Genomic DNA, 23,617 nt, shown 5'->3' on the forward strand with positions numbered 1-23,617 from the left:
AAAATAAAAGCAACCTGGGTTGGATGTTTGGCATTCCAGTTCAGGTTGCTTTTTGGGTTTGAATTAAGTTCGTGTTAAGTATTAGTTTACATCTAAAGGTTTACAGCAAAAACTCGTCAATTTCGTTAGTTCGGAACGTGTAGACTTGTTTTTCATCCACATGGTAAATGGTTACCACATTGTTATCCCGGTCAAAATTCAGAATACGACAAGGAATGCTCTGGTGTTTGCCATGTTTGTTGTTCACAACAATTCGAGTGAGGCGATTTTCTTTAATTAAGGATTCGATCCAGGCATCGAACGAATTAGAATCTGCAACATGTGAGGTGTCGGCAGAAGGCTTTTTCTTATCGGCCTTAGTAACGGTTTCTTTAGTGACTGATTCTTGATGTAATTCGGACGAAACAGAAGGAACAGTTTGGTCTGACTTACTGGAGTTTAACTGCTCAATAGGTACTTGTGATGACTCCAAATTGGAGTCAGGGGAGTTTGTTTTGGCCTGAAGCATAGCTTCAATCATTTTTCCGAGCTCTATTCCGGAGTGAATCCGAAAGTCCGCAATTTGTTGTTCTTTGTTTATGAACTCGATCAGGGACTGCAGTGCCAATGCATTTGAGCGGCTCTTAATAAGTATATCGACATTGAATAAAAAGCCAACGTCATCTTGATTGGATAAGGTTTGTTTCATTCATCCCAGCCCCGTTAAATAATGTGTAAGCACATATGTACTCCAATATACTATAGCATTAAAATGATGGAAATCATAGTACCAAAGGCTTAGAAACTGGCTAATTGTAAAACTTGGAATCCTCCTTTGCTTTTGCTTTATATTCTTCTTTTTTCAGCCCATGAACATCCCTTTTGCAGACTTCATTAACCTGAGTCCCAGTTATAATTTAGTAATCAGGTTAGGAAGCATTAGGGGGAATACAATGGACAATTCATATCAGAATCGATTGAGATACGTATACAAGGTCACCTCTTCACGAATTCAAAAGGCGAATTATCAACTGTCTCTAACCTATCAGGAGGCTTCAATAAACGGAGAATTGGCAGAAATTGGTAACCATCAAGTTCTCCGGTTCATTGATCAGCTTCGTTCACAGAAGAAAATGGAAGAACAGTGGCAGGAGATTCGGCAAGAACTCAAGCGCATCAAAGCGTTAAAGACGACGGTTCACCATAAACGAACGATTAAAAAGCTGCATGAGGATCAAAATAAACTTAAGTTTGTTGCAGATTATCTACTGGTCATCATCGAAAATAATAAAGATTACGATCGCTTAAACGCATCTAACGGATTTGAGCTGAATGGTAAAAAATATAAGCGTTTGATGGCTACCACTTGTGGTGCCAAGAGTTCAACTGTGATCTACGTGAGTGAGGATATTCACGCGCCACTGGAACGCAGATTGAATAATGGTAGAAATCCAAATATGGAGATGATTCCTGCCAAATTGGAGGCTTACAAAGCTCTTGCTTGTAATGCCAGTACTCCAGTATCTCATCCTGAGCGTGTGCTGGTTGTACCGGACTCTATCATCGGATTTTGTGCTGATATTATTCAAACAGATGATGCCGAGACCAAATATCCCCAGGTTGAGAAGAAACAAGATCAGCCCGTTCAATTGAGTATGAGTGATGGATTCGGTTTGATTTCACCAGCACTGAGTAACTTATGGGCAAAAGAACTTGGTCATGATTATATCCCTCGTGGTTTTTGTATCCGCAACAGCTTCTGCAAAGGCATGGTGTTCACGTTTGATTATCAAAAATTGGCTGATCGGATCGCGCGTCAATATATGGTCATGGATGCCTGGGGCGAGTCGGTAGATATACGTGAAGTGGATCTGATTATAACGACGTCTATGCTCAAGCTTTGGCAAGCATACACCGGAATAAACGACTACCTGTTATGTTGTGGTTATCACGGATACACTTTTAGCGTAACCAAAGTAACACCGGAAGAATTAAAGGATGAATGACATCTGAATTATTATATTAATTCATTCAGTCGTTGTAGTTTAGCGATAGCGAAAATTAGAGTTTTTAAATCATCATTCTATACGATGAACTAGGCAGGGGAATTATGTCAAAAGAATTAACTTTAGCGCAAGTAGAAGCTTTGATTAGAGAAGCTGTAGAAAGGGGGAGATCCGGAGATTATTGGAGTTTAGGCCCCTTTTCCATTTTAAGGAGAAATTCTAAATGTGAAAGGATATTGTTCTGTAGGGGTAGTCCTTGGAATCGTTACCATTCAATTAACGAATTAGAACTTAACACAAAGGAGAATGATTAGTATGACACAACCGATTATTTCATGGATGGACGCAACACATAACAAGGAGATTATAGCTCCGTTTGATTATCAAGTTATTGATGCTGATGATAAAAGTGACATTTTTATTTTCAATGTTTGGAATAACAAAGGCGGTGATACGGATGTATCCAAAATGGAAGATTGCACCATTACTACGCGAGACCTGGATGGAGGCAATGGGGATTCTGAAAAATTCAATATTGAAGCTGTAAGAAACAACTGGTTCCATGTGCAGGTGGACTCTCTTGGAGAAAATGATCTGGATGAAGAGAGCTCGCGTATAGGTAGAGACTTTTCGAAGCCGATTGGAACGACAGGTAAAACAACACTGGATTATTCGGGTACACCACACACCACACCACTGGTGCCAGGAGCAAAAGAAATTCTGGGAGTTAACAATAATGGCAAACCGCAAGATGCCGCAGGTAACTATGTGACACTTTCCATTCAATGTGAAGTTCCTTTGAACGCTCGCAGCGGTAAACAGGAATTCAAGAAACGTATATCCTATCGTTACGTGTAAGGTTAGGAGATGAAAGAACGAGACAGGCTATTCGGTCTGTCTCTTTCCATTTTTATACCGTAGTTGAGGAGGCAAAATTGTGATTTTAGGTCAGAAGCAGTATGCTCGTTCACCGGTACCGCAAGCTTATGTATGGATTGCTGATTATTACGATGGAACCTTTTTGAGCGAATATGATCTGCAGACAAAACGTTCAACGAATTTTTATGATATTCAAAAAGATAAGCTCGTATACTTCGGAGTCATTGGGCAAGGTTCGCAGGTATATTACAACGTTGCCAACGGAGTTTTTCATATCAACATGGATCGTTATTCGATCGCTTATGAATGTGAAGGGCAAGAGTATCCGCTAACGGGAAGAACATTTGTATACAATGATATTATCCAATACAAGAATGGATCTTCCGAAACAAGCGTAAGAGAGTTCACTGGCCGAAATAAATCGGGAGCTTTCAAAAATGCGATTGAGTGTTTTAATTTTGGCTACAAAAAAACAATGGATCTGCACGATGCGATTATCAACTTTCAATGTGTGTGCTCTTTACCAATGAATCAAAATGCATTCTTTCAAATTAAGATTACTTCGAATATAGATCTGCCCGGTCAATTAATCATTCGTAAAAATGGGTTGATTATAGATCGGGTCGTAGCTTCGTTAAAAGCGAACCACGCGGGAATCATAAACTGGGATCTTCGCTAACGAGATTTCGACAAGATAAGGGGTGTGTGGATATGGCGATTCAGGAGATTGATTTAGACATTGATTTGTCCATTGGTACGTTTAACAATACGATTTACAAGGATCAAAAGTTAAGACTTGAAGAACAGGGGAGAGATGCGGATGGACATGTAATTTATGTATCCTCGGGTTTCTGGGAGTCAGAGGCTATTCTGATTCGGGATAAGTTTGCTTCTTTCAAGGGAGTATCTGCCCACATTCATAGCTTGGCTGGTTCGGTATATAAGATCTATTGGAGTATCTCGGATGACGGATTTCAGTGGACTGAATATGAGGGTGTGCAGGAGCAAGCTGCTGTTCCCAAAGCTCAGGCGAAATATGCCAAGGTGAAAATTGAGATCACTGCCGAGAAGCAGCAATCTACCTTTTACACAGACAGTTTCATGGAGAAGGGGAAGTATAGCAATCCTTACGTAGAGAGTGATTCTGGTGTACTAAGGTTAAAGAGCGAATACTCATTAAAAATGGATCAGACAGCGGTCACTTCAACTGGAGCGGTCTATCAACAAAAGGTTGAGCGTACGAAATTCAAAAAGATAGATCAGATCAGAGTAGGGAAGGGGTGATTCGATGGCAGTTCCTGCAACGACCGGGCAGTTGAGAGAACGTGTAGAGGATATGATGGTAGGCGATTATATTGTCTGGAAATACGATATTACCATTACTGGATATATTTTTGGGGGAAGTACAAGTGCTTATACCGAAATTCCAGTAACAGGACATCCATTAGCTAATATGCCGTCCAAGTATTTTTGGTATGCGATCAAGGTAGGTAAAGGGCTATTGATAGCAGATCGAGTTGTAAACCATACGGTGACATGGGATTGGCTGAACGCCAATCGATTTGTTGAAGGCTCACCACGTACCATTAGTGGGGTCTCGGGTGTCGTTCGTTGTCTTAGCGGTGGAGTTACGTATGCGGATGTTGATGGCAATAGAACTTTTGAAAACAAGAACATGGGATGTTTCCCTGTGGATAATGAATGGGATAAATACATCATTAATTTTCCTGTCGCCTTAATTCAAAAAGAAATGAAATTGAATGATGTGTGGAATTACGATCAAGGTGTTCAAACTTGGACAAGTGATACTTCAGCTAATGGGATCTATACCTCAAGTTCAGGTACAAAATCAGCACAAGTGAATAGCACATACAGAAGTATTAGGGGAGGGAATAGTCTGCTATCTGGTATTTGGGGAGGATTTGGGATATACCCGACTAATACTTCTTCTGTTGATTGTGGATTTCGTCCAGTATTTGAATATAAGGAGGTGTAATGATGGCGACAGTAGGAGAGCAAATCAAAGAACCGGAAGCAGGATGGAGACGATATGATGACACTCATCCTTGCTTAAAGTATACAGGAACGTGGACTACTCCATCCCCAACCAATGCAGGTTACTATGGTGGAAGTATAAGAGTAACGAGCCGAGCCGTTGATAATAACTATGTTACATTTTCCTTCTTTGGAACAAAACTCAGGATTATCTCTGATTTTTATTCTGATAGGCATTCTGACAACGCTATTACCATAGATGGTGTAACAGAGATATACAGTGCCTTTCGTACAGTAGGTACATCTAGTCTTCAGCAAGCTATAGTGTATGAGAAAGTTGGACTGACTTTGGGATTTCATACGGTTTCTATTGCAACTGGACATAATCGCATAAATTACACTTTAGATGCAATTGATATTGACGAAACAGGATATTTGTATAGCTATGCGTTAACTGCTCCAGAATCAGGATGGAAGAGAATCGATGATTCGAGTCCACAAGTAGCAGTAAGTGGAAATATAGCGCGGAATACTACAGATAGTAACTTTCACAATACATCAGCGATATTTACCCAAGATACTACAGGTCAGATTAATTTTAAGTTCTACGGAACTAAGTTTAGATTGATTGGAGCAAAAAATACAAATCGGTCAACCAATATAGAAGTTTTTATTGATGAGGTCAAAGATACATCTTTTTCTCAAAATGGAGCTTTGCTATACAAGTCAATGGACTATGAAAAGTCAGGACTTCCGTTGGGAACACACATCATCACCATTAAAGGGAATGGTGTATATGGTCTAGATGCAATAGATATAGATAATACTGGTTACTTGTTAGCTCAGTTGGGACAACAATTAACTGCACCAGAACCACGGTGGAGAAGATATGATGATAGCCACAGTGCTTTTGTCTATCTTGGAGAAAACTGGATCTACCAACAAACAGGAGTATCAGGTCTATATAATTCAACGCATCACTATTCCGCTCAAGGATTAGGTGGGAATGAAATTAAGCTTAAATTCTATGGAACGAAGTTTAGATTAATATCAAGTACAGGCTCAGATTTTGCAGATGATATTTTGGTAACCATTGATGAAAATACAGAATATTTTAGTGCGAAAACGGGAAGCACAATAGCCTTGAGACAAAGACTCACTTACGAAAAGCTAAATTTGCCATTAGGCGTTCATGAGGTTAGGCTTACCAGCGGAACCAATGGAAGTTGGAGATTGGATTTAGATGCAATTGATATTGATGAAAATGGTGAATTGTTAGCTCAAATAGGATCACAACTGTCTTCTCCAGAGGTTGGTTGGAAGAGATACGATGCAGATATTATACCTGAACACTTTGGGACTGATTGGAAAACCCAAGCAAATGAAACTGGTCGAATTTTTGAAGGGGGTTCTGTTTTATATACCAATGTTATAGGGAATTATATTAAATTTTCTTTTACAGGCAACAAGATTCGTTTGATCGCTGAGCTGTATAGCACATATGATCCAAGTGTTGAGATAGAATTGGATGGCAATAAAGAATCGATATCTTTAGTGTCGCCTAAGAGAAAATCACAAACTATGGTATACGAGAGAACAAATCTAGTTAATGGTAGACATGAAATGACAATTAAAAAGGTAATTGGAACTACAAACATGCATATTGATGCAATTGATATTGGCTATGATGGTCGCCTATTTCATCCAGAAGAAGTAACGACTGTTACAGAACTTGAAGTTGGCAAACGCATTAGATGTCATTATCAGTCCTCAACAGCAAATACGATGGGTTTTTTTAGTGGATTAGGAGAGCAAACTTCTGAATTAATTCCTGCCACGAGTTCTGCAACGCCAAATGGTGACTTTTACTACATTATGGTTGAAGATTGGAATGGTCGAAAACGGTTAGTAGCAGATAGAAACATTCAACATAGTATTAGTTGGGATACCCTAAACATGAGTGGAGTGGTTAGTGGTTTGTCAGTTTCATTGGCAGGACCTAAAGAGGCAGTTACTTCAATTCGTCTTCTTACAGGTGGTATTACTGCTGCAGACAAAGATAATGAGTGGGATAAATATATTGGGAACTCTACTCTGAATGATAAAGTGACCGCTGGAGATAACAATGTATGGAATTATAATGGTGGTGCTTCTTGGACTTCAACGACCAATGTCGCTGGAGCAGGAAACAGAACGGGTCGGGGGGCAAATGGAAACGCAGGGGCAAGCGGATACAATCCATCAGCCTATGTAGCGGCGGCAACTGCCACAGGGTTCAGACCTATGATGGAAATCGTAATCCTTCCTATGTATAAAACGTTAATTAATTATAATGAAACTTATGCTAAATTCTCTGAGTTGAACTATTCTTATTCAAAGCAAACTGCAATTCCATTTATGGACTCGAACACATCACCATCAGGTATAGCTGCCGCTAGTAGTATATATATTGGTGCATCTACATATGAGCCATGGAGAGCTTTCAATGGGACTTCTTCAAATGCAGCAGATTGTTGGGCAACTGAAAGTGGCAAAGTGACAGGATGGCTTGCTTATAAATTCACAGGCAAAGTAAGTGTATATAAGTACTCAATAACTTCTAGGAACTCTTCTGTAGCAGGCGATTATGCAAAAGAATCAGCGCCAAAAAAATGGACTTTCGAAGGTTCAAATGATGGAGTAAGTTGGACTGTATTAGATACTCAGCTGAATGTAACAAATTGGAGTATAAACGAGACAAGAATTTTTGAAATTACAGAGAGTTCAGTAGAGAGTTTCATTAATTTTAGATTAAATATATCTGAGAATAATGGTGGGAATTCATTTACAACTGTAGCAGAGTTAAGAATGTTTGAAAGGATAATTATAACTAATCAGGGATGGAGCATCATATCTACAACTCATCCATCAGAAAATACTTTCATTAGTGAAGGAATGGCGGATTTGAACGTATTTAATAGAAAACCTTTTGAATTTAAACAAGCGCTGAGTAAAAAGGGTAGCTTAGGTGCAGGTGAAATGTTTAGTACAAGTATAAACTTGAAAAAATATATTGAAATTCTAAACTTAAATGTGAAGTAGACAGATGACTGATTCTATTTCTTTTTAATTTGATCATATAAGAAAGGGGTTAGGATCTGATGGCTATAAAGAAAGTAAGATTCATACTACAAAAATCAAGTTATCAATATACAGCTTTCGGCGGAGTGAGGTTTTATAAGAGTGAAAGTGAAATCGTGAACTCTGGAACACAAATTTCGGCTAATCCAACCAGCGGAGAAACACAGAACTTTTTAACTACCGCGACTGTTGGATACTCATCAAATAATTATTATTACATGCCATTTCCTTTTGATGTAAATAAACCACAACGTGGGACATACACAGATAAATGTTACTGGCTTACGGATAGCGCTGCTTCTGCTTACACACTGACTGTTGAATTTAAAGCTCCCTTAAGTACATTATATAAAATTGAGTTTGTGGCACGTCCTGATGGTGCATTCACTAATAGGGGAATAGATAAGCCTGTTAATGTTGAACTTGTAGATGAAAATGAGAAAGTTCTAGTCCAAACTATTATCACGCCAACGAGTCAGGTTAATACTGTACAGACACTTTTTGTTCCTGCAATTATTTCAAGCAAGATCTTACTTTTTTCTGGTGAAAAGTCTTTTAGGGTAGAAAAGACTTCATACACAGAGAGTTACATTCCCCAGTTGACAAGTAATGTTTCATCTGCAGGAGCAGCCAGTGCTTCTCAAGCTAATTCTGGTGCGGAGGCTTACAAAGCATTTGATATAAGCGACTCTACCTCTTGGTACTCTGGTACAAACACTCCCTGGTGGATTCAATATGCTTTCGTTACTCCCAAAAGAATTAATAGGTATGGGATTAAACAACTATCTTCACAGGAACCCTATTATCCTAAAAGTTGGACTTTTGAAGGCTCTAATGATGGAGTAAGTTGGATTGTGCTAAATGAAGTGAAAAGCTTCTCTACATGGAAGGCAGGAGACTACGATTATTTTGATTTTGAAAACGAAACTTCATATGTTATTTATCGTTTGAGTATAACTCTTCCATATCAAAATGGCAGGGGTATGCTAATAAGTGAATTATCAATGCATGAAAAAATCGAACCCTTAATTATACAATTAGATAGGTGTCGAGAAAATGAATTTATTAAGTATGGTATGGAAGATGTAACTAGTGAGATATACTCGAAATTGAAAGACGTAGTTAGCGTCGAACAAACGCTAGAATCAGGAAAAACCTTTGAACATACAGTTGATATGTCAAAGCGTAGAGTGCATAAAATTAAATTAGGATAGCTCCAGTACACACCAATTCGGTGTGTTTATTTGGTTGTGAAAGGAGATGCTGATGTGTCAAATTATAATCCTACATATACAACGTATTTAATGAATAGGTATGGAGTTGCATGGTATAAGTTTGATGAAACAGTTGCAACATCTGTAGTGGATAGTAAGGGAACAAGCGTAGCAACAGTAAATGGAACGACGGTTATTCCTGGAATCACAGGGAAAGCAAGGTCCTTTAACGGAACAAGTGATTTTATTAAATTTAATGGGAATCCTGTCATACCTGCGGGAGCAAAGAGTATTCGTTTAAGAATGCGTTTTCCCACAACACTCCCCTCTAGTAATGCTTATCCATTTATGACAGTTGAAAGTTATGCCTCTCAGCACGGCCTTGGATGTGGGGTGGAATTATCAACTGGAAGGTTGTTTTTTAATGCTGGGCAAGCACAAAATGCATTAAGATTTCAAGTTTTTACTCCAAATAATATTTGTGATGGTCAATGGCACGATTATCTATTTACGTGGGATGGAACGAAAAATACAAATGCAGTTAAGCTGTACGTTGACGATATGAAAACGCCTGTGGCCCAAGCGACATCGTTGTCGGAAGAAACAACTCCTTATTTTACAGGTGGATTGACCATCGGACGGGCGGTATCCGCTTCGTTTTATGCAAAATTCGACTTAGACTCCTTTGAAATCTATAATTCTGTGATTGATCCCATTACTAATAAATTTGTGGTTTCATCAGAAGATACAACATATTCCTTTTACAAAAAGGTTGGCATGCCGCTAATTCCAGTGATGGATAGATTTGATAATGAAATTGGTAGTGCTATCGGATCGGCAAGCTATTCAACGGGTTACACATGGAAGGCATTTGATAATGATGGGACTACATATTATGGGACTAACTTCATACCTGATTCATCAAAACCAGTATATATAGGTTATAAATTCAATGAACCTGTATGTGTGAAAAGATATTCTTTTTTAGCCGGATTGAGAACATTTAAATTTATGGCATCTAACAATGGAACTTCTTGGGACATACTTGATACAAAAACATCATTGATATCAAATACATCTACAATACAAACCTTCGATGTGCAAAATGAAAAAAAATATAGTTACTACAAATTAGAAGCAACATTGGTGACGAGTGGAAACGCCTGGATTACCATTTATTTCGTTCAATTCTATGGATTAATGCCCCCTATTTTATTAGAAATTCCATCGAATGAAATTAATTATATTCAAAAGGGAATGGACAAAGGGTTTCAGATGGATATAAATGAAGAATTGAATATTCGAGAATATAACAAACATGACTCAATACAGTTTGAATCAGGTAAACTCTTCAAACAAAAGATCGACACGTCTCAATTACCAATCAAAAGCGTATCAATTACATAAGTTTATGAAATGATTTTTTGACAGGTATCATAGAGTGTTAGGAAAGGAGCTGGAGGTATACATGGCTAACACAAAGTACAATATGGATAAGCATGGGGTAGCTTGGTTCAAATTGGATGAGACAATTCCTACGAGTGTCATTGACAGTAGAGGAGCGAACACTACTGCTGTTACAGGTACATCAATTGTTTCTGGATTTAAAGGAAATGCAAGATCTTTCAAAGGATCAGATTTAATTCAATTTAATAGTCAAGTTATACCAATAGGAAAAAAGAGCATTAGATTTAAATTGAAACGCAATGGTATTCCATCAGGCAATGAGTTTTTAGTCTCCAATGAGCTTGGAAGTTCGGATAGACATGGAAACAGGATAGCTATACTTAACACTGGTCAGATTGGTTGGACGAGCTGTAAGGGGATCGCTGGTTCATTTCGATTTGGAGTTTGGTCACCTGATTCAGTATGTGACAATCAATGGCACGATGTCTTATTTACATGGGATGGGACTACATCGGTTAATGCTGTTAAATTATACGTTGATGATATGAAAAATCCAGTAACACAGACAACGGCTACCGCAACTGAAACTGTGTCTGCAAGTGCAAATCTTGTAATAGGTGCATCCAGTTTATCAGCGGCAAGATTATTCTATTCGGGTCAAATGGATGAAGTGGAAATATACAATGATGTAATATCGGGAGTGGAAAACAGATTCCTTGTTTATCACGAGGGGAACTATAAATATTTAAATAACGAAAATTGGATAATCATTTCATCAACCATAACAGAGCAAGATATTATAAAATATGGAATAGTTGATTTATCTAACATTTCTGAATCTGTATGGTCAAAACTAGAAGGTGAAGTGGATCTATGTTATTACACTGACGAGCAAGAGAGATTGGAAGTATCCTTCAACATCGAAACCGAACCGTTCACCCTCGCGGAAGAGTGGGAAGACAAAAAGATTAAAATCATTGAATACACCGACGACCCGAATCAAGCGGAATCAACGATCACGATTGAAACCGAACCATTCACCCTCTACGACGAGTTAGGCGAAACTGTGGACGTGCTCTATTATACAGACGATCCGGCGAAAACAACGGCAGAATTGAATTTTACGGCGAACTACTCCCCATTGGATGAACTTGAGGGAGATTTTGACGTGGTGACATGGACCAATGATGAAGAGGTTATTGCTGGCAATCGAGATATGTCACTAATTTATGATGCGCTACCGTTCGAGCAGATGATTGTACAGCCAACCGATCTGGTATTATACGGGGATCTCAAAAAGCTGGTGGCTACTAAAATCGTTGACAGTCGCACCGAGGGGACATTAAGATTCGCTGCTTCGTTTGATTCCGGGCTGACGTGGAAAACGTATCGCTTCGATAGGTGGGTCAGTCTGGACATTCAGAACACGACATTGTTCAAAAGAAAAGGCATGACTGTTGAAACGCTAAATACGATTTCTCAACAAGACCTGGCAGGACTCACACGGGTAGCGTATTATCTAGATAATAGTGAGCATTATGAGAACAACTATGCTTTGGATCAGATGAAGATGGTTGTGGATGCTCCTCGTCATACGGTGGAAGTTCAGCAGATGGCGTTACAAATCCTGAATACAATGGCGACGATAAACCTGACATTCTCCGGGAATAAACTTCAAGGAGTACTGGAAGATGCAGACAAGGGTAAAGTGAGATATCGTGTGCTTTTGAACGGCCAATCGTATTATCCAGCAGATGGACAGTTTACACGTTTACTGCCTTCGCCGTTTAATATTGAGATTAACGTGGATGAACGGAAGCTAATCTTTGGCAAGGAAAATTTGTTAAGAGTTGAGTTCCAGGACTATTGGGGTGCGGTAGATTCCAAGGAGTTTAGTTTTATTGGAACTTATTCAGGACTCATGTTTATGGACGAATCAGGAGATTACTTATCGGATACGTTTGGAGGCATTCTGAAGCAGCTTGATTATGAAGTGATTATTGCTGGTCAAACCACATTAACCAAGAAAGTTAAACTGATTAATCAACTTGGATACGCTGTAGATCATGTTTATCTCGAAATGGACAAGAGGTTGCAAACGAGTGGAGTTGAAGTTCAATTATCCCGACAGGCGGATCCATTTCTGCCGATGGATTACTTGACTTATGGGCTCATCAAGCCGGAAGAAAGCATTGATTTTTATATTCGGATTGCAACTGATATTCATGCCAAGCCAGACCCGAATGGAATTTTTGAGATGATTGTCAAGGCCGATCGAGTGTAGCTCTCAATACAATGAGACAGGAAGTGAGTGGGATTAACAACGGGGAGACGTCATTAAACAGCTACATACATCTTAAAAGTCCGGATAATCGTTTTCGAGCGAAATACGTTCTATACAATCAGATAGACACAGATTTGCCCTCAACATTGACATCTGCTATAAGGAAAAATAGTGAGAGGTTTTCCCGAGTCTCTGTTCGTGTTAAAAAATTCAAAGAAATGCGAAGTTCGTTATCCGTGGTGTATGCAACGCAATCCGATCTGCATGGCTTCATCCAGGCCTCACCCAAATATGATCTGGAAAGTGCACTTTATGTAAGAGAACATAATCGTGCACAGGGTAAATATGAGCTTCTGGAAGCACCAAGAGTCACGTTGAACTTGAAACCTGTGGCAGATGCAATGACTCGTAGTCTGCTCCGCTTACAAACGATCAATTTTGGTGATACACAGCGTATGATGATAGGCCGGGATGAATTGGAGCAATTCGAATCGTTCATTGACTTTGGAGACATAGACACACGAATACCTGATCTGATGTATCTGGAAGAAGCCAAGCTGAAAATATATTACACAGGAACAATCTCGCCAGGAGCATCTATTGAACTACATCAGCCGGATACATTGTGGAGTGAATATGGGATCACGTACGCGAACAAGCCTCATTCCATTCAACGCTTAACATCAAGCTATCGAATCAATACAAGCGAGCGTTATGTTGAATTTGATATGATGGACATATTGAAGATGCTCAGGAACGGTGAACTCCAAAATATTGGCATGATGATTCAATCTAGTGGCTTATCTCCAATCTATTTCAATACCCGTGAGTCTGCCAAGCCACCTGTATTACAGATTAAATATATTACTTCGCAGATCTATTCCATTGGACGTACGGAAAAACAAAGTGAACTTTTTGTCTATGGAGCTGGACGTAAGGAACTCAATGCCATATTAACTGTGCATAGTGATATCGATTTTGCTTGGCTGCAATCTATTTTATATGTACATCGTTATGAAGATCATATGCATCATGATGCGCCTGCCGTTGTAGCTGTGAATCGTCCAGATCTGAATGCATATATGGGCGTAGGACATCGAACGGAAGCAAAGTTGGATTCAATCCTTTCGATCGTTGAAAGAACGGTGAGTGAGCAAGAGGCATCCATTCGTATTTCCAAGCCTGAAGCTCCAGCCAAGATTACAGTTTCGATAAGCACAGAATCAGATAGAGACAGCGAATTAGCAGTTAGGCAAAGCACCGAAGATGAAAAAGTGGCGGAACTTGCTATATCTCATCCTGATTTGTCGTCAGCCATAACGATTGATCCGAAGATTTCTCTAGTCAGTGAGTTGACCGTATCCAGGCCTTTTGCTGCAGATTTATTGAACGTTTTACACATATCTACACCTGAATTACCTTCGGTCGTAGCAGTTTCTAATTACACTAAAGCAAGAAAAACACTGGATTCGGTGTTAACGATTATACGTAGTGATGAAGCTGCAATAACTTCGGCACTTGCGTCGAGTAGACCTGATCTTGACAGTGTGTTGTGGACGAGAGTAACTGATGAAGATGAAAAGCATAGTATTATAGAGATTCCTTTTGTCGAAGAGATGATTTCGCACTTGATTGTATCCAGACCGGATGCTCTTTCAAGCCTGGAAGTTAAATATTCGAATGATCTGGAAGTACATATTAGCGTCAAGGAAAGAGAATACTTGGAGAGTTTGGTTCAGGTTCGAGAATGGAAAGATCTCCAGTCCATGGTTGAGGTTAGACAAATTGCAGATCTGCACACGGAGATGATCATTTCTAAACCTGATCTGTATACCTGGGTCCAACCGAGAGTCGTTGCTGATGAGGAATTAAATGTCGTTGCAAGCGTTCGTAAACGGGCTGTAAGTGATCTAGTCACAACAGTGACTTTTAAAGGTCAAGGGGATCATGCATATTCCTATATTCTATAAAAATATATTTCATGACTAGGTAGGATAATAAAATATTAGGTGAGGTAATAAATAAATTGAAAGAAGAGGGCATAGCTGCCCTCTTCTTTGTTATATTCATTTTCTATTCATCTAATTCATTTTTATAAATATCTTGTTGAGTTACAGGCATTTTGCTTCCATCTGGGAACGTAAACACGTAATTTCCTCCTAATTTCTCCATTTTAGTTTTAGTTTTTCTCCTTCCACGGCAGGTGTCCACACGGCGATTCGCCAACAGGCATACAATTATCGTGATCTGTTGAAGAGGAGGTGGATCGTGAGATTATGGTGACGATGGAGCCGATTGTGGTGGGAGAGCATGTGCTCGTTGGGGTAGAAGTGAAACTTCCCAAAACGACACTGTTAACAATTAATACATCCAAAGGATATATCATGTGCGGCGCTCTTGATGTGGGTTTACTGAATGATAAGCTGGGCGATCGCAAGATTGTGGCTGCGCGTGCGGTTGGTGTACGAACACTGGAGCAACTGCTTCATGCACCTATGGAATCGGTAACGACTGAAGCAGAAGCTATGGGAATTACCGTAGGTATGACAGGCGCAGAAGCATTGTTAAAAATGATCTAAAACAAGTGCTGGAACACCTTTCCACACTACGCTACAGTAATAGAACCGAAAAAAGGGACGAAGTCGGAGGTATCCTTCTTGTCCCTTTTCTTTACAGACCCACAGCTACGGTTGGTGGCTATGTTATATAGTTTCTATACTAAATATTTCTTCGAACGTTACTTATGCAAAGAACTCTACATGATTTTTACATGCTTACTGTCTTTTATTCTGCGAATAAAGCAGCCAGGTTCTCCTGAAAAGGAGCACGAACAATACCTTTTTCCGTAATTATGGCAGTAACGTATTCGTTCGGAGTTACGTCAAAGGCTGGATTAAATACCTTAACACCCTGCGGTGCAGTGCGCTTGCCGAATCCTTCGGTAACTTCCTCTGCAGCACGTTCCTCGATGGGAATCAGATCGCCGGAAGATGTGGACAAGTCGATGGTTGATAATGGGCTGGCTACATAGAAGGGAATGTTGTGCGCCTTGGCTAGCACAGCGAGGCTGTACGTACCGATTTTGTTGGCGACATCTCCATTAGCTGCTACCCGATCTGTACCGACAATAACAGCTTGTACCCAGCCTTTGGACATGACCATGCCAGCCATGTTATCACATAGCAGAGTGACATCAATTCCCGCTTGTTGCAGCTCAAATGCTGTCAACCGGGCACCTTGAAGGACGGGACGTGTCTCGTCAGCAAAAACCTTGAGATGAATGCCGCGTTCCTGTGCGAGATACATCGGAGCAGTTGCCGTGCCGTATTTGGCTGTAGCCAAACCGCCAGCATTACAATGGGTTAGTACACCCATCCCATCCGCAAAGAGAGGCAAGGCATTCTCCCCGATCATGCGGCACACTTCTTCGTCTTCTTTCTGAATCAATAGTGCTTCCGCTTCAAGTTCGTCCGTGCTTTTTTCCAGACTCAATCCGGCTTCTGCCACTTGGTTAGCCTTTTGCATCATGCGATCTAACGCCCAGAACAGATTTACCGCTGTTGGGCGAGATGTCGCCAAGTGTGCACAGACAGACTTCACATGATCGAGCCAACCTTGAATGGCGATACCATCATAAGCTTTGGCTCCAAGCACAACGCCAAACGCTGCTGCGATACCAATGGCAGGAGCGCCGCGTACTTTCATGGAATGGATGGATTCCCATACTTCCTCAGGGGTGTACAGTTTCAGCATCAGAATCGTTTCGGGCAGTAAACGCTGATCGAGCATTTCAAGCTTGTCCTTTTTCCAATTTAGCGAAGACAGAGGCTGGTGTTCAGGGGTTGTCATGGATGTTCCTCCGTTCAATAATGTTAGACTTTAACCGTTGTGAGAGCAGAAGATACCAGATCTAGAACCTCACCGATTGTATTTACGTGACGATTGTTCTTAATCAAGGCTTTACCAACGGCCAGTGCCTTGCGCTGTGAATGTTCACGTTCAGTAGCATCCGTAATGGTGTCGATGTCAGCGACGTGGGCAAGTCCTACGATGCGACGTACCATTTTAGCCCCGGCAAAACCAATCGTATCTCGAAATAGCTGCTGTACATACAGGTCTTGATAACCTGGCGTTTTAGCCATCGGGTCAATGAGATCAGAAGCCCAGAGTGCACGGAAACGAGTTTCGAATTCAGTCCATACATCACGTACCATATCCAATAACTCCGTTTCACGTTCATTCCGTGTAGACTGATCCTGAAAACGGCCAGACAGCGAAACATGATGAAGCAGCAGGTTCGCCAGTACGGCGCCTACATCGAAGCCCATCGGTCCATAGAAAGCAAATTCAGGATCGATTACTTTGGTCGACTCGCTTGTGACAAAAATACTGCCGGTGTGCAAATCAGCATGAAGCAGTGCCTGGCCGTGGGTCAGAAACTTTTCTCGTAGCAAAGCAATCTCCAAATGCAGTGCTTCGTCCGTACGAAGCGCTTCGGCTTCATCCTCAATCGCTGCTTCATAGTTGTTATTTTGTGCAATCCGATACGGTTCATCAAAGATCAGGTCTTCTGTTATTTTACACTGGTCCGGGTTGACGAAGCGTCCCTGCTGTTCTTTCTTCTGTTGTTGGTTCATGCCGAGGTCGGAAGTGAAGAAGAGGGTTCTCGCCATAAACTCCCCAATGTGCTGGGCAAAAAGAGGGTAAGAATCTCCGTCAATCAAACCTTTACGCATAATGACATGGTCACTTAAATCCTCCATAACCGTTAATGCAAGATCATCGTCATAATGATACACTTCGGGAACCATTCCCGGGCATAGTCGATATTCTTCCTGCAAAATTTCACGTTCAATGCGGGCACGTACGAGGGAGAGCGGCCAGGATTCGCCCACCACTTTCGCATAAGGAAGCGCCTGTTTGATAATGATACTTTTATCGGAGTTCTGATCCGTAATATGAAAAACGAGATTCAGGTTGCCGTCACCGATCTCACGACAATCCAGATTCGCATCTGCCGTAAATGGACCCGGTAAAGTTTTGGCTAATTCGATCGCTTCTTGTGGGGTTAAAGGATGATATTGAGTCAAAGGTGCCACCTCCATATATATGAAGAAACAGGAAAACCCACTTCTTTGCTTGGTTTATGACAGTATATCGGATAAAGCGCGGTTTTTGAACTTTTTTTTGAGACAAGTCAGAGTTGTCGTGATTCGAAGATCGGGCTCAAGGGTAAAAAAGAATAGGCCGGATGGTTGGGTTAAACCGCGCCGCACAACACTTTGGTGGACCCAGCGGGTTCTAACATTGACTTTCTGTCTTGCGTGCAGGGTCACCTGAAAATGACGTTGGACAGACTACATTTTAAATTAAAGGATGGGATAGAATATGGCTACAAAAAACAAAACAGATCAAGCGAAATCCGTGGAACAAGTACTTAATCGTCAGGTGGCTAACCTGAACGTGCTGTATGTCAAAATCCATAACTATCACTGGTATGTAAAAGGCCCGAACTTCTTCACACTGCATGTAAAATTTGAAGAATTTTATAACGAAATCACCGTTCAAATGGATGAAATCGCTGAGCGTCTGCTTACACTGAAAGGCAGCCCGGCAGCAACGATGAAAGAGTATCTGGAGATGGCATCGATTCAGGAAGCTTCCGGTAAAGAAGATGCTAACGCTATGGTACAAAACCTGATTGAAGATTTCGCAACACTTTCCAATGAGTATCAAGAAGGAATTGATCTGGCCGATGCGGCTGAAGATCAGCCAACTGCAGACATGCTGACAGGCTTCAAAGCAGATCTGGAGAAACATATGTGGATGCTTCGCTCTTACCTGGGTTAAACCGTTTCAGGGCGGACTTTAATCCGTCTCTAACCCATTCGCTGCTGCTGTGTTCACCAGTAAAGTGTCCGGTGCCGCCTGCTCAAAGTTGTCAGATGAGTGCCCGAGCGTCTATACTGCTGTCAAGAGTGACAGGGGAGGGCTAACACAATGTTAGACACTAGAGCGATACCGGCATTAAAGGAATGGGCTTCTGCCATCAAAGCGCTGGAAAACGGTCGCCAGATTATGGTGATGCGCAAGGGCGGGATTGTAGAGGAAACAAAACATTTTGAGTTGAAAAGTCCGGCATTTTACTTGTATCCGACTTATGAGCATCAGCGTAAAGAACTGATCAAGTCCTTGGATCAATCCTATGTTGAAGAATCGCTGGCCGAATGGGTGCCTGAAGCTTCAACCGTCTGCATTACAGCGTATGCTGAAGTAACGCAGGATTTGGAGATTCGAGATCAGGAGATGCTGGATCGACTTCTGGAATATCATATGTGGACTGCGGATTTTGCCGAATCCCGTTTGAAGTGGAAAAAGAAAGATCCGCTCCATGTTTTGATTTTACGTGTGTACCGTTTGCAGGAACCGATGGAGATTTCCGTATTGCCTGAGTATAATGGCTGCCGTTCTTGGATTTCCATTCCGAATGGTCTGGTGACGCGCGATATGACGCCGGTGCTGGACGTTGCGGATTTTGCCGAACAGGTACAGAAGATTAACGAGACACTCAGAATGTAATCTTTTTATTTAGAAGAATTTAATGTTGTTACAGTGGAGGACTTGTCCAGAAATGGATAAGTCCTTTTTCATTCGGCGCAGAAGCTGAACAAACTGTGAATTTTGTGATTTATATCACTGTCTAATCATGGAGAAAATGTTTTCTCATTTGATTCAAACCGGCATTTATTATAGAATCAATAGGAATGAAGTTTCCTGTGAAAGATAACGATTGATAGGAAATGACTTGATAATCATTGAGAATCAGTTTAGAATTATTCTAAAGTGATTATTGCTTCACAGATGTATGATGAAACAGAGAAAGTCAGGGGAAGCCCTGTTCAGATATAATAGGCGCTTTTTCGTTTTCACAGCAAACATCAATTTAATCAATGGAGGGAAACAATACACATGACTACGAATTTCGTCATTGAAGGTCTGAAAGCGACCATTGAAGGTAAAGAAATCCTGAAGGGAATTAACCTGGAGATGAAAGGTGGAGAAATCCACGCAATCATGGGACCGAACGGAACAGGTAAATCCACGTTGGCTTCTGCTCTGATGGGACATCCTAAATATGAAGTAACTGACGGTACAGTAACACTTGATGGCGAAGATGTACTGGATATGGCTGTAGATGAGCGTGCACGTGCGGGTCTATTCCTGGCCATGCAATACCCGAGCGAAATTGCGGGCGTAACGAACTCCGACTTTTTGCGTAGTGCGATCAACGCTCGCCGCGGCGAAGGTAACGAAATCTCCCTGATCAAGTTCATTCGTCAAATGGAAGGTAAAATGAAAGAACTTGATATGAACCCTGAGTTTGCTCATCGTTACCTGAACGAAGGATTCTCCGGCGGTGAGAAAAAACGGAATGAAATTCTGCAAATGATGCTGCTTGATCCTAAAATTGTAGTCCTTGACGAGATCGACTCCGGTCTTGACATCGATGCTTTGAAAATTGTCGCAGACGGTGTAAATGCAATGAAGAGCGAAGATCGTGGTTTCTTGATCATTACCCACTACCAACGCTTGCTTAACTACATCACTCCTGACTACGTTCACGTTATGATGCAAGGTCGGATCGTGAAATCCGGCGGACCTGAACTGGCTCAACGTCTGGAAGCAGAAGGCTATGATTGGGTAAAAGCAGAACTGGGAATCACAGATGAAACTGTAGGTCAAGAAGCGTAAAGACAAAACGGAGGAGGATAATAAATGACTACACAAACAATTCTTCCGGTTGAATCTGAAGCGCTTCGCGCCTTGTCGGAAAGCAATAATGAACCCGGCTGGTTAACTGAGCAGCGGCTCGAGGCTTTGAAGCTTGCGAGTGAGCTGGCGCTTCCCAAACTGGAAAAACAAAAAATCGAACGCTGGAATGTCAGCGAGTACGGCACATATAAAGCAGGTGCAGCGATTTCTTCCCTGGAAGAAGTTCCTGCATCGATCAAAGAACTGGTTCAGGACCAGGCAGAAGGCAGTCTGGTGATCCAGCGCAACTCTGGTGCAGTATATTCCAAGTTGTCTGCTGATCTGGCAGCACAAGGTGTTATCTTCACGGATTTGGCAACTGCTGTTCGTGAACATGGCGATTTGGTCAAATCGTACCTGAACACAGCAGTCAAAGCTGATGAACATTCCATTGCCGCATTACATGCAGCTTTGTGGAATGGCGGGGTGTTCCTGTACGTACCGAAAAATGTAAACATTGAAGTTCCACTTCAAGCTGTGTTGCTCACAGACGATGCTTCTGCAACCTTTGCACCTCATGTACTGGTTATTGCTGAAGCGAACAGTTCAGTTACTTACGTAGATAACTATGTATCTGGCGAACTCTCTTCACCGGTCTTCCATAACGGCGTTGTGGAAGTTTTCGTAAAATCGGGTGCAAAAGTACGCTTTGCAACGGTACACCAGTTGAATGTCAACGTAACGGATGTTTCATTCCGCCGTGCTGTTCTGGAAAATGACAGCTCGATCGAATGGATTGTTGGTGAGATGAACAACGGTGATACAGCAAGCAACACGATGAGTGTCTTGAAAGGCAATGGATCCACTTCGGACTCCAAAGTGATTGCTGTTGGCTCCGGTTCACAGAAGATTAACTATACAACCGAAGCACGTCACTTCGGTAAAAATACGCCAAGTCAGATGATTACACGGGCGGTTATGCGTGAAGAGGCTTCGGCAATCATCAACGGTATCACCAAGATCGAGAAAGGCGCTACAAGAGCCGATGGACAGCAAACCGAGAAAGTATTGATGCTGAGCCCTAAAGCACGCGGAGATGCCAATCCGATCCTTCTGATCGATGAGGATGATGTAACAGCAGGTCACGCAGCTTCTGTAGGCCAGGTAAATGCGGAGCAGATCCATTACTTGATGTCGCGCGGGATTAACCGTACGGATGCGGAACGTCTGATTATTTATGGCTTCCTCGCACCGGTGGTGGCGGATATTCCTTTGGAAGCACTGCGTACCCAATTGCAGTCCCTGATTGAGAAGAAGCTGGGACAATGAACCCATCCATTCGCGAGCAGTTCCCGATCCTCCACCAGGAAATCAATGGACATCCGCTCGTATATCTAGATAGTGCCGCGACTTCGCAAAAGCCTCGTGCTGTGATTGACGCGGTTAAACATTATTATGAGTATGAAAACTCCAACGTGCATCGCGGTGTGCATACACTTGGAAGCCGTGCAACGGATGCTTATGAAGGCGCTCGTGAGAAGGTTGCCAAGTTTATCAACGCTCGGCGTACGCAGGAGATCATCTTTACACGCGGCACAACGACAGCCCTGAATCTGGTGGCTTCGTCTTATGCAAGGGCCAACTGTAAAGAAGGCGATGAAATTGTCCTTACACAGATGGAGCATCATAGCAACCTCATTCCTTGGCAGCAAGTGGCCAAGGAGACAGGTGCCACATTGAAGTACATTCCGCTTCAGCCTGACGGCCATATTGAACTGGCCGATGTGGAGCAGACAATTACGAACAAAACCAAAGTTGTCGCGATTGCTTATGTATCCAACGTGATGGGGCTAGTGCATCCCGTTAAACAAATCGCTGAAATCGCCCATCGCAACGGTGCAGTTATCGTTGTGGATGGTGCACAAAGCACACCGCATATGAAGGTGGATGTGCAAGATCTGGACTGTGATTTCTATGCGCTGTCCGGTCACAAGATGTGCGCTCCAACCGGGATCGGTGCACTCTACGGCAAAAAGGCGCTGCTGGAGTCCATGGAACCGATCGAATTCGGTGGTGAAATGATTAATGACGTTGGACTGTACGATTCCAACTGGAAAGAACTGCCGTGGAAATTCGAAGGTGGAACGCCCATTATTGCAGGAGCAGTAGGATTGGGCGCTGCCATTGATTTCCTGGAGCAGATCGGTATGGATGAAATTGCTCATCATGAAGGTGTACTTGCCGCATATGCAACGGAACGCCTATCAGAGATTGATGGACTAACGATCTATGGTCCGGCTAAACGTCATATTGGTGTCGTAACCTTTAATCTGGGAGATGTCCATCCCCATGATGTGGCTACCGTTTTGGATGCCAGTGGTATAGCCATTCGTGCAGGGCACCACTGCTGTCAGCCGCTGATGCGCTGGCTTGAAGTAAGTTCAACGGCTCGTGCGAGCTTTTATCTATACAACAATGAACAAGATGTAGATCGGCTTGTCAGCGCCTTAATCCAGACAAAGGAGTATTTTGGCGATGCAACTTGATGATCTGTACCGGCGTGTTATAATGGACCATTACAAAAATCCGCGTAACCGCGGAACGTTTGAGAATGACGTCGTAACGGTGAATTTAAACAATCCAACGTGCGGCGACCGGATTTCACTGCAGCTGATGCTGAATGACGGAATCGTTCAGGAGGCCAAGTATACGGGGGAAGGTTGTTCTATCAGCATGTCTTCCGCATCGATGATGACGGAGGCTGTCAAAGGCAAGACGATAGAGCAGGCACTCGATCTGGCTAACCGTTTCTCCTCATTGATGCAAGGGGGAGAAGTCGATTTCGACGACTATGAAGATCTCGAAGCCCTATCCGGTGTGAACAAGTTCCCTGCACGCATCAAATGTGCCACTCTGGCCTGGAATGCATTACGCAAAGGAATTGACGAAGAGGACAATGTACAATAACGATAGGGAGGTCG

Annotated in this window: 20 protein-coding genes and 1 pseudogene; 18 read left to right on the forward strand and 3 right to left on the reverse strand. The window is 41.9% G+C overall.

Annotation, left to right across the window (positions count from 1 at the left end; genetic code table 11):
- Positions 1-100: 100 nt before the first annotated feature.
- Positions 101-688, reverse strand: coding sequence for a hypothetical protein (locus tag ACUTVW_RS04015; RefSeq protein WP_445644588.1), 588 nt, complete (start codon positions 686-688; stop codon positions 101-103).
- Positions 689-932: 244 nt separating this feature from the next.
- Here ACUTVW_RS04015 and ACUTVW_RS04020 point away from each other — a divergent pair, with 244 nt between their 5' ends.
- From ACUTVW_RS04020 to ACUTVW_RS04075, 12 genes and pseudogenes are all read left to right on the forward strand, one after another.
- Positions 933-1,985, forward strand: coding sequence for an RNA dependent RNA polymerase (locus tag ACUTVW_RS04020; protein ID WP_445644589.1), 1,053 nt, complete (start codon positions 933-935; stop codon positions 1,983-1,985).
- Positions 1,986-2,300: 315 nt separating this feature from the next.
- The gene (locus tag ACUTVW_RS04025) at positions 2,301-2,843 is read left to right on the forward strand and encodes a hypothetical protein (protein ID WP_445644590.1); all 543 of its coding nucleotides are present in this window, start codon (positions 2,301-2,303) and stop codon (positions 2,841-2,843) included.
- 79 nt (positions 2,844-2,922) lie between these two features.
- Complete coding sequence (locus ACUTVW_RS04030) at positions 2,923-3,543, forward strand: hypothetical protein (RefSeq protein ID WP_445644591.1); 621 nt, start codon at positions 2,923-2,925, stop codon at positions 3,541-3,543.
- Between the two features lie 32 nt (positions 3,544-3,575).
- On the forward strand, positions 3,576-4,148 hold the full coding sequence (locus ACUTVW_RS04035) for a hypothetical protein (RefSeq protein WP_445644592.1): 573 nt from the start codon (positions 3,576-3,578) through the stop codon (positions 4,146-4,148).
- 4 nt (positions 4,149-4,152) lie between these two features.
- A complete protein-coding gene (locus ACUTVW_RS04040) occupies positions 4,153-4,860 on the forward strand; it encodes a hypothetical protein (RefSeq protein WP_445644593.1) in 708 nt (235 codons plus the stop codon).
- The gene (locus ACUTVW_RS04045) at positions 4,860-7,940 is read left to right on the forward strand and encodes a discoidin domain-containing protein (RefSeq protein ID WP_445644594.1); all 3,081 of its coding nucleotides are present in this window, start codon (positions 4,860-4,862) and stop codon (positions 7,938-7,940) included. The genes ACUTVW_RS04040 and ACUTVW_RS04045 overlap by 1 nt, the downstream gene beginning before the upstream one ends.
- 59 nt (positions 7,941-7,999) lie before the next feature.
- On the forward strand, positions 8,000-9,193 hold the full coding sequence (locus ACUTVW_RS04050) for a discoidin domain-containing protein (RefSeq protein WP_445644595.1): 1,194 nt from the start codon (positions 8,000-8,002) through the stop codon (positions 9,191-9,193).
- A gap of 54 nt (positions 9,194-9,247) precedes the next feature.
- Positions 9,248-10,600 (forward strand): LamG-like jellyroll fold domain-containing protein, encoded by a 1,353-nt coding sequence (locus tag ACUTVW_RS04055; RefSeq protein WP_445644596.1) that lies wholly within the window; start codon positions 9,248-9,250, stop codon positions 10,598-10,600.
- 82 nt (positions 10,601-10,682) lie between these two features.
- Positions 10,683-11,285: pseudogene (locus ACUTVW_RS04060) on the forward strand (LamG-like jellyroll fold domain-containing protein); the annotation flags it as partial.
- 180 nt (positions 11,286-11,465) lie between these two features.
- The gene (locus ACUTVW_RS04065; protein ID WP_445644994.1) at positions 11,466-12,884 is read left to right on the forward strand and encodes a hypothetical protein; all 1,419 of its coding nucleotides are present in this window, start codon (positions 11,466-11,468) and stop codon (positions 12,882-12,884) included.
- 236 nt (positions 12,885-13,120) lie between these two features.
- The gene (locus ACUTVW_RS04070) at positions 13,121-14,854 is read left to right on the forward strand and encodes a CBM96 family carbohydrate-binding protein (RefSeq protein ID WP_445644597.1); all 1,734 of its coding nucleotides are present in this window, start codon (positions 13,121-13,123) and stop codon (positions 14,852-14,854) included.
- Between the two features lie 306 nt (positions 14,855-15,160).
- Positions 15,161-15,463: a YunC family protein gene (locus ACUTVW_RS04075; protein ID WP_445644598.1), complete on the forward strand. Its 303-nt coding sequence runs from the start codon at positions 15,161-15,163 to the stop codon at positions 15,461-15,463.
- Between the two features lie 205 nt (positions 15,464-15,668).
- On the opposite strand, the gene mtnA is transcribed toward ACUTVW_RS04075, so the two are convergent.
- Positions 15,669-16,733 (reverse strand): S-methyl-5-thioribose-1-phosphate isomerase, encoded by a 1,065-nt coding sequence (gene mtnA / locus ACUTVW_RS04080; RefSeq protein WP_445644599.1) that lies wholly within the window; start codon positions 16,731-16,733, stop codon positions 15,669-15,671.
- A 23-nt stretch (positions 16,734-16,756) separates the two neighbouring features.
- Complete coding sequence (gene mtnK, locus ACUTVW_RS04085) at positions 16,757-17,974, reverse strand: S-methyl-5-thioribose kinase (RefSeq protein ID WP_445644600.1); 1,218 nt, start codon at positions 17,972-17,974, stop codon at positions 16,757-16,759.
- A 298-nt stretch (positions 17,975-18,272) separates the two neighbouring features.
- Between mtnK and ACUTVW_RS04090 the strand changes: the two genes are divergently transcribed.
- The 6 genes from ACUTVW_RS04090 (at position 18,273) to sufU (ending at position 23,603) form a co-directional block, all read left to right on the forward strand.
- Complete coding sequence (locus ACUTVW_RS04090) at positions 18,273-18,734, forward strand: Dps family protein (protein ID WP_445644601.1); 462 nt, start codon at positions 18,273-18,275, stop codon at positions 18,732-18,734.
- Positions 18,735-18,884: 150 nt separating this feature from the next.
- Positions 18,885-19,463: a DUF1802 family protein gene (locus ACUTVW_RS04095; protein ID WP_445644602.1), complete on the forward strand. Its 579-nt coding sequence runs from the start codon at positions 18,885-18,887 to the stop codon at positions 19,461-19,463.
- Positions 19,464-19,853: 390 nt separating this feature from the next.
- The gene (gene sufC, locus ACUTVW_RS04100; protein ID WP_441925694.1) at positions 19,854-20,636 is read left to right on the forward strand and encodes a Fe-S cluster assembly ATPase SufC; all 783 of its coding nucleotides are present in this window, start codon (positions 19,854-19,856) and stop codon (positions 20,634-20,636) included.
- Between the two features lie 24 nt (positions 20,637-20,660).
- Entirely contained in the window at positions 20,661-21,965 is a 1,305-nt protein-coding gene (gene sufD / locus ACUTVW_RS04105) for a Fe-S cluster assembly protein SufD (protein WP_445644603.1), read from the forward strand.
- The gene (locus ACUTVW_RS04110; protein WP_445644604.1) at positions 21,962-23,182 is read left to right on the forward strand and encodes a cysteine desulfurase; all 1,221 of its coding nucleotides are present in this window, start codon (positions 21,962-21,964) and stop codon (positions 23,180-23,182) included. The genes sufD and ACUTVW_RS04110 overlap by 4 nt, the downstream gene beginning before the upstream one ends.
- Positions 23,172-23,603, forward strand: a complete 432-nt coding sequence (gene sufU / locus ACUTVW_RS04115) for a Fe-S cluster assembly sulfur transfer protein SufU (RefSeq protein ID WP_434752005.1) — start codon at positions 23,172-23,174, stop codon at positions 23,601-23,603. The genes ACUTVW_RS04110 and sufU overlap by 11 nt, the downstream gene beginning before the upstream one ends.
- Positions 23,604-23,617 lie beyond the last annotated feature (14 nt).

It is taken from the genome of Paenibacillus sp. TSA_86.1 (assembly GCF_052691815.1).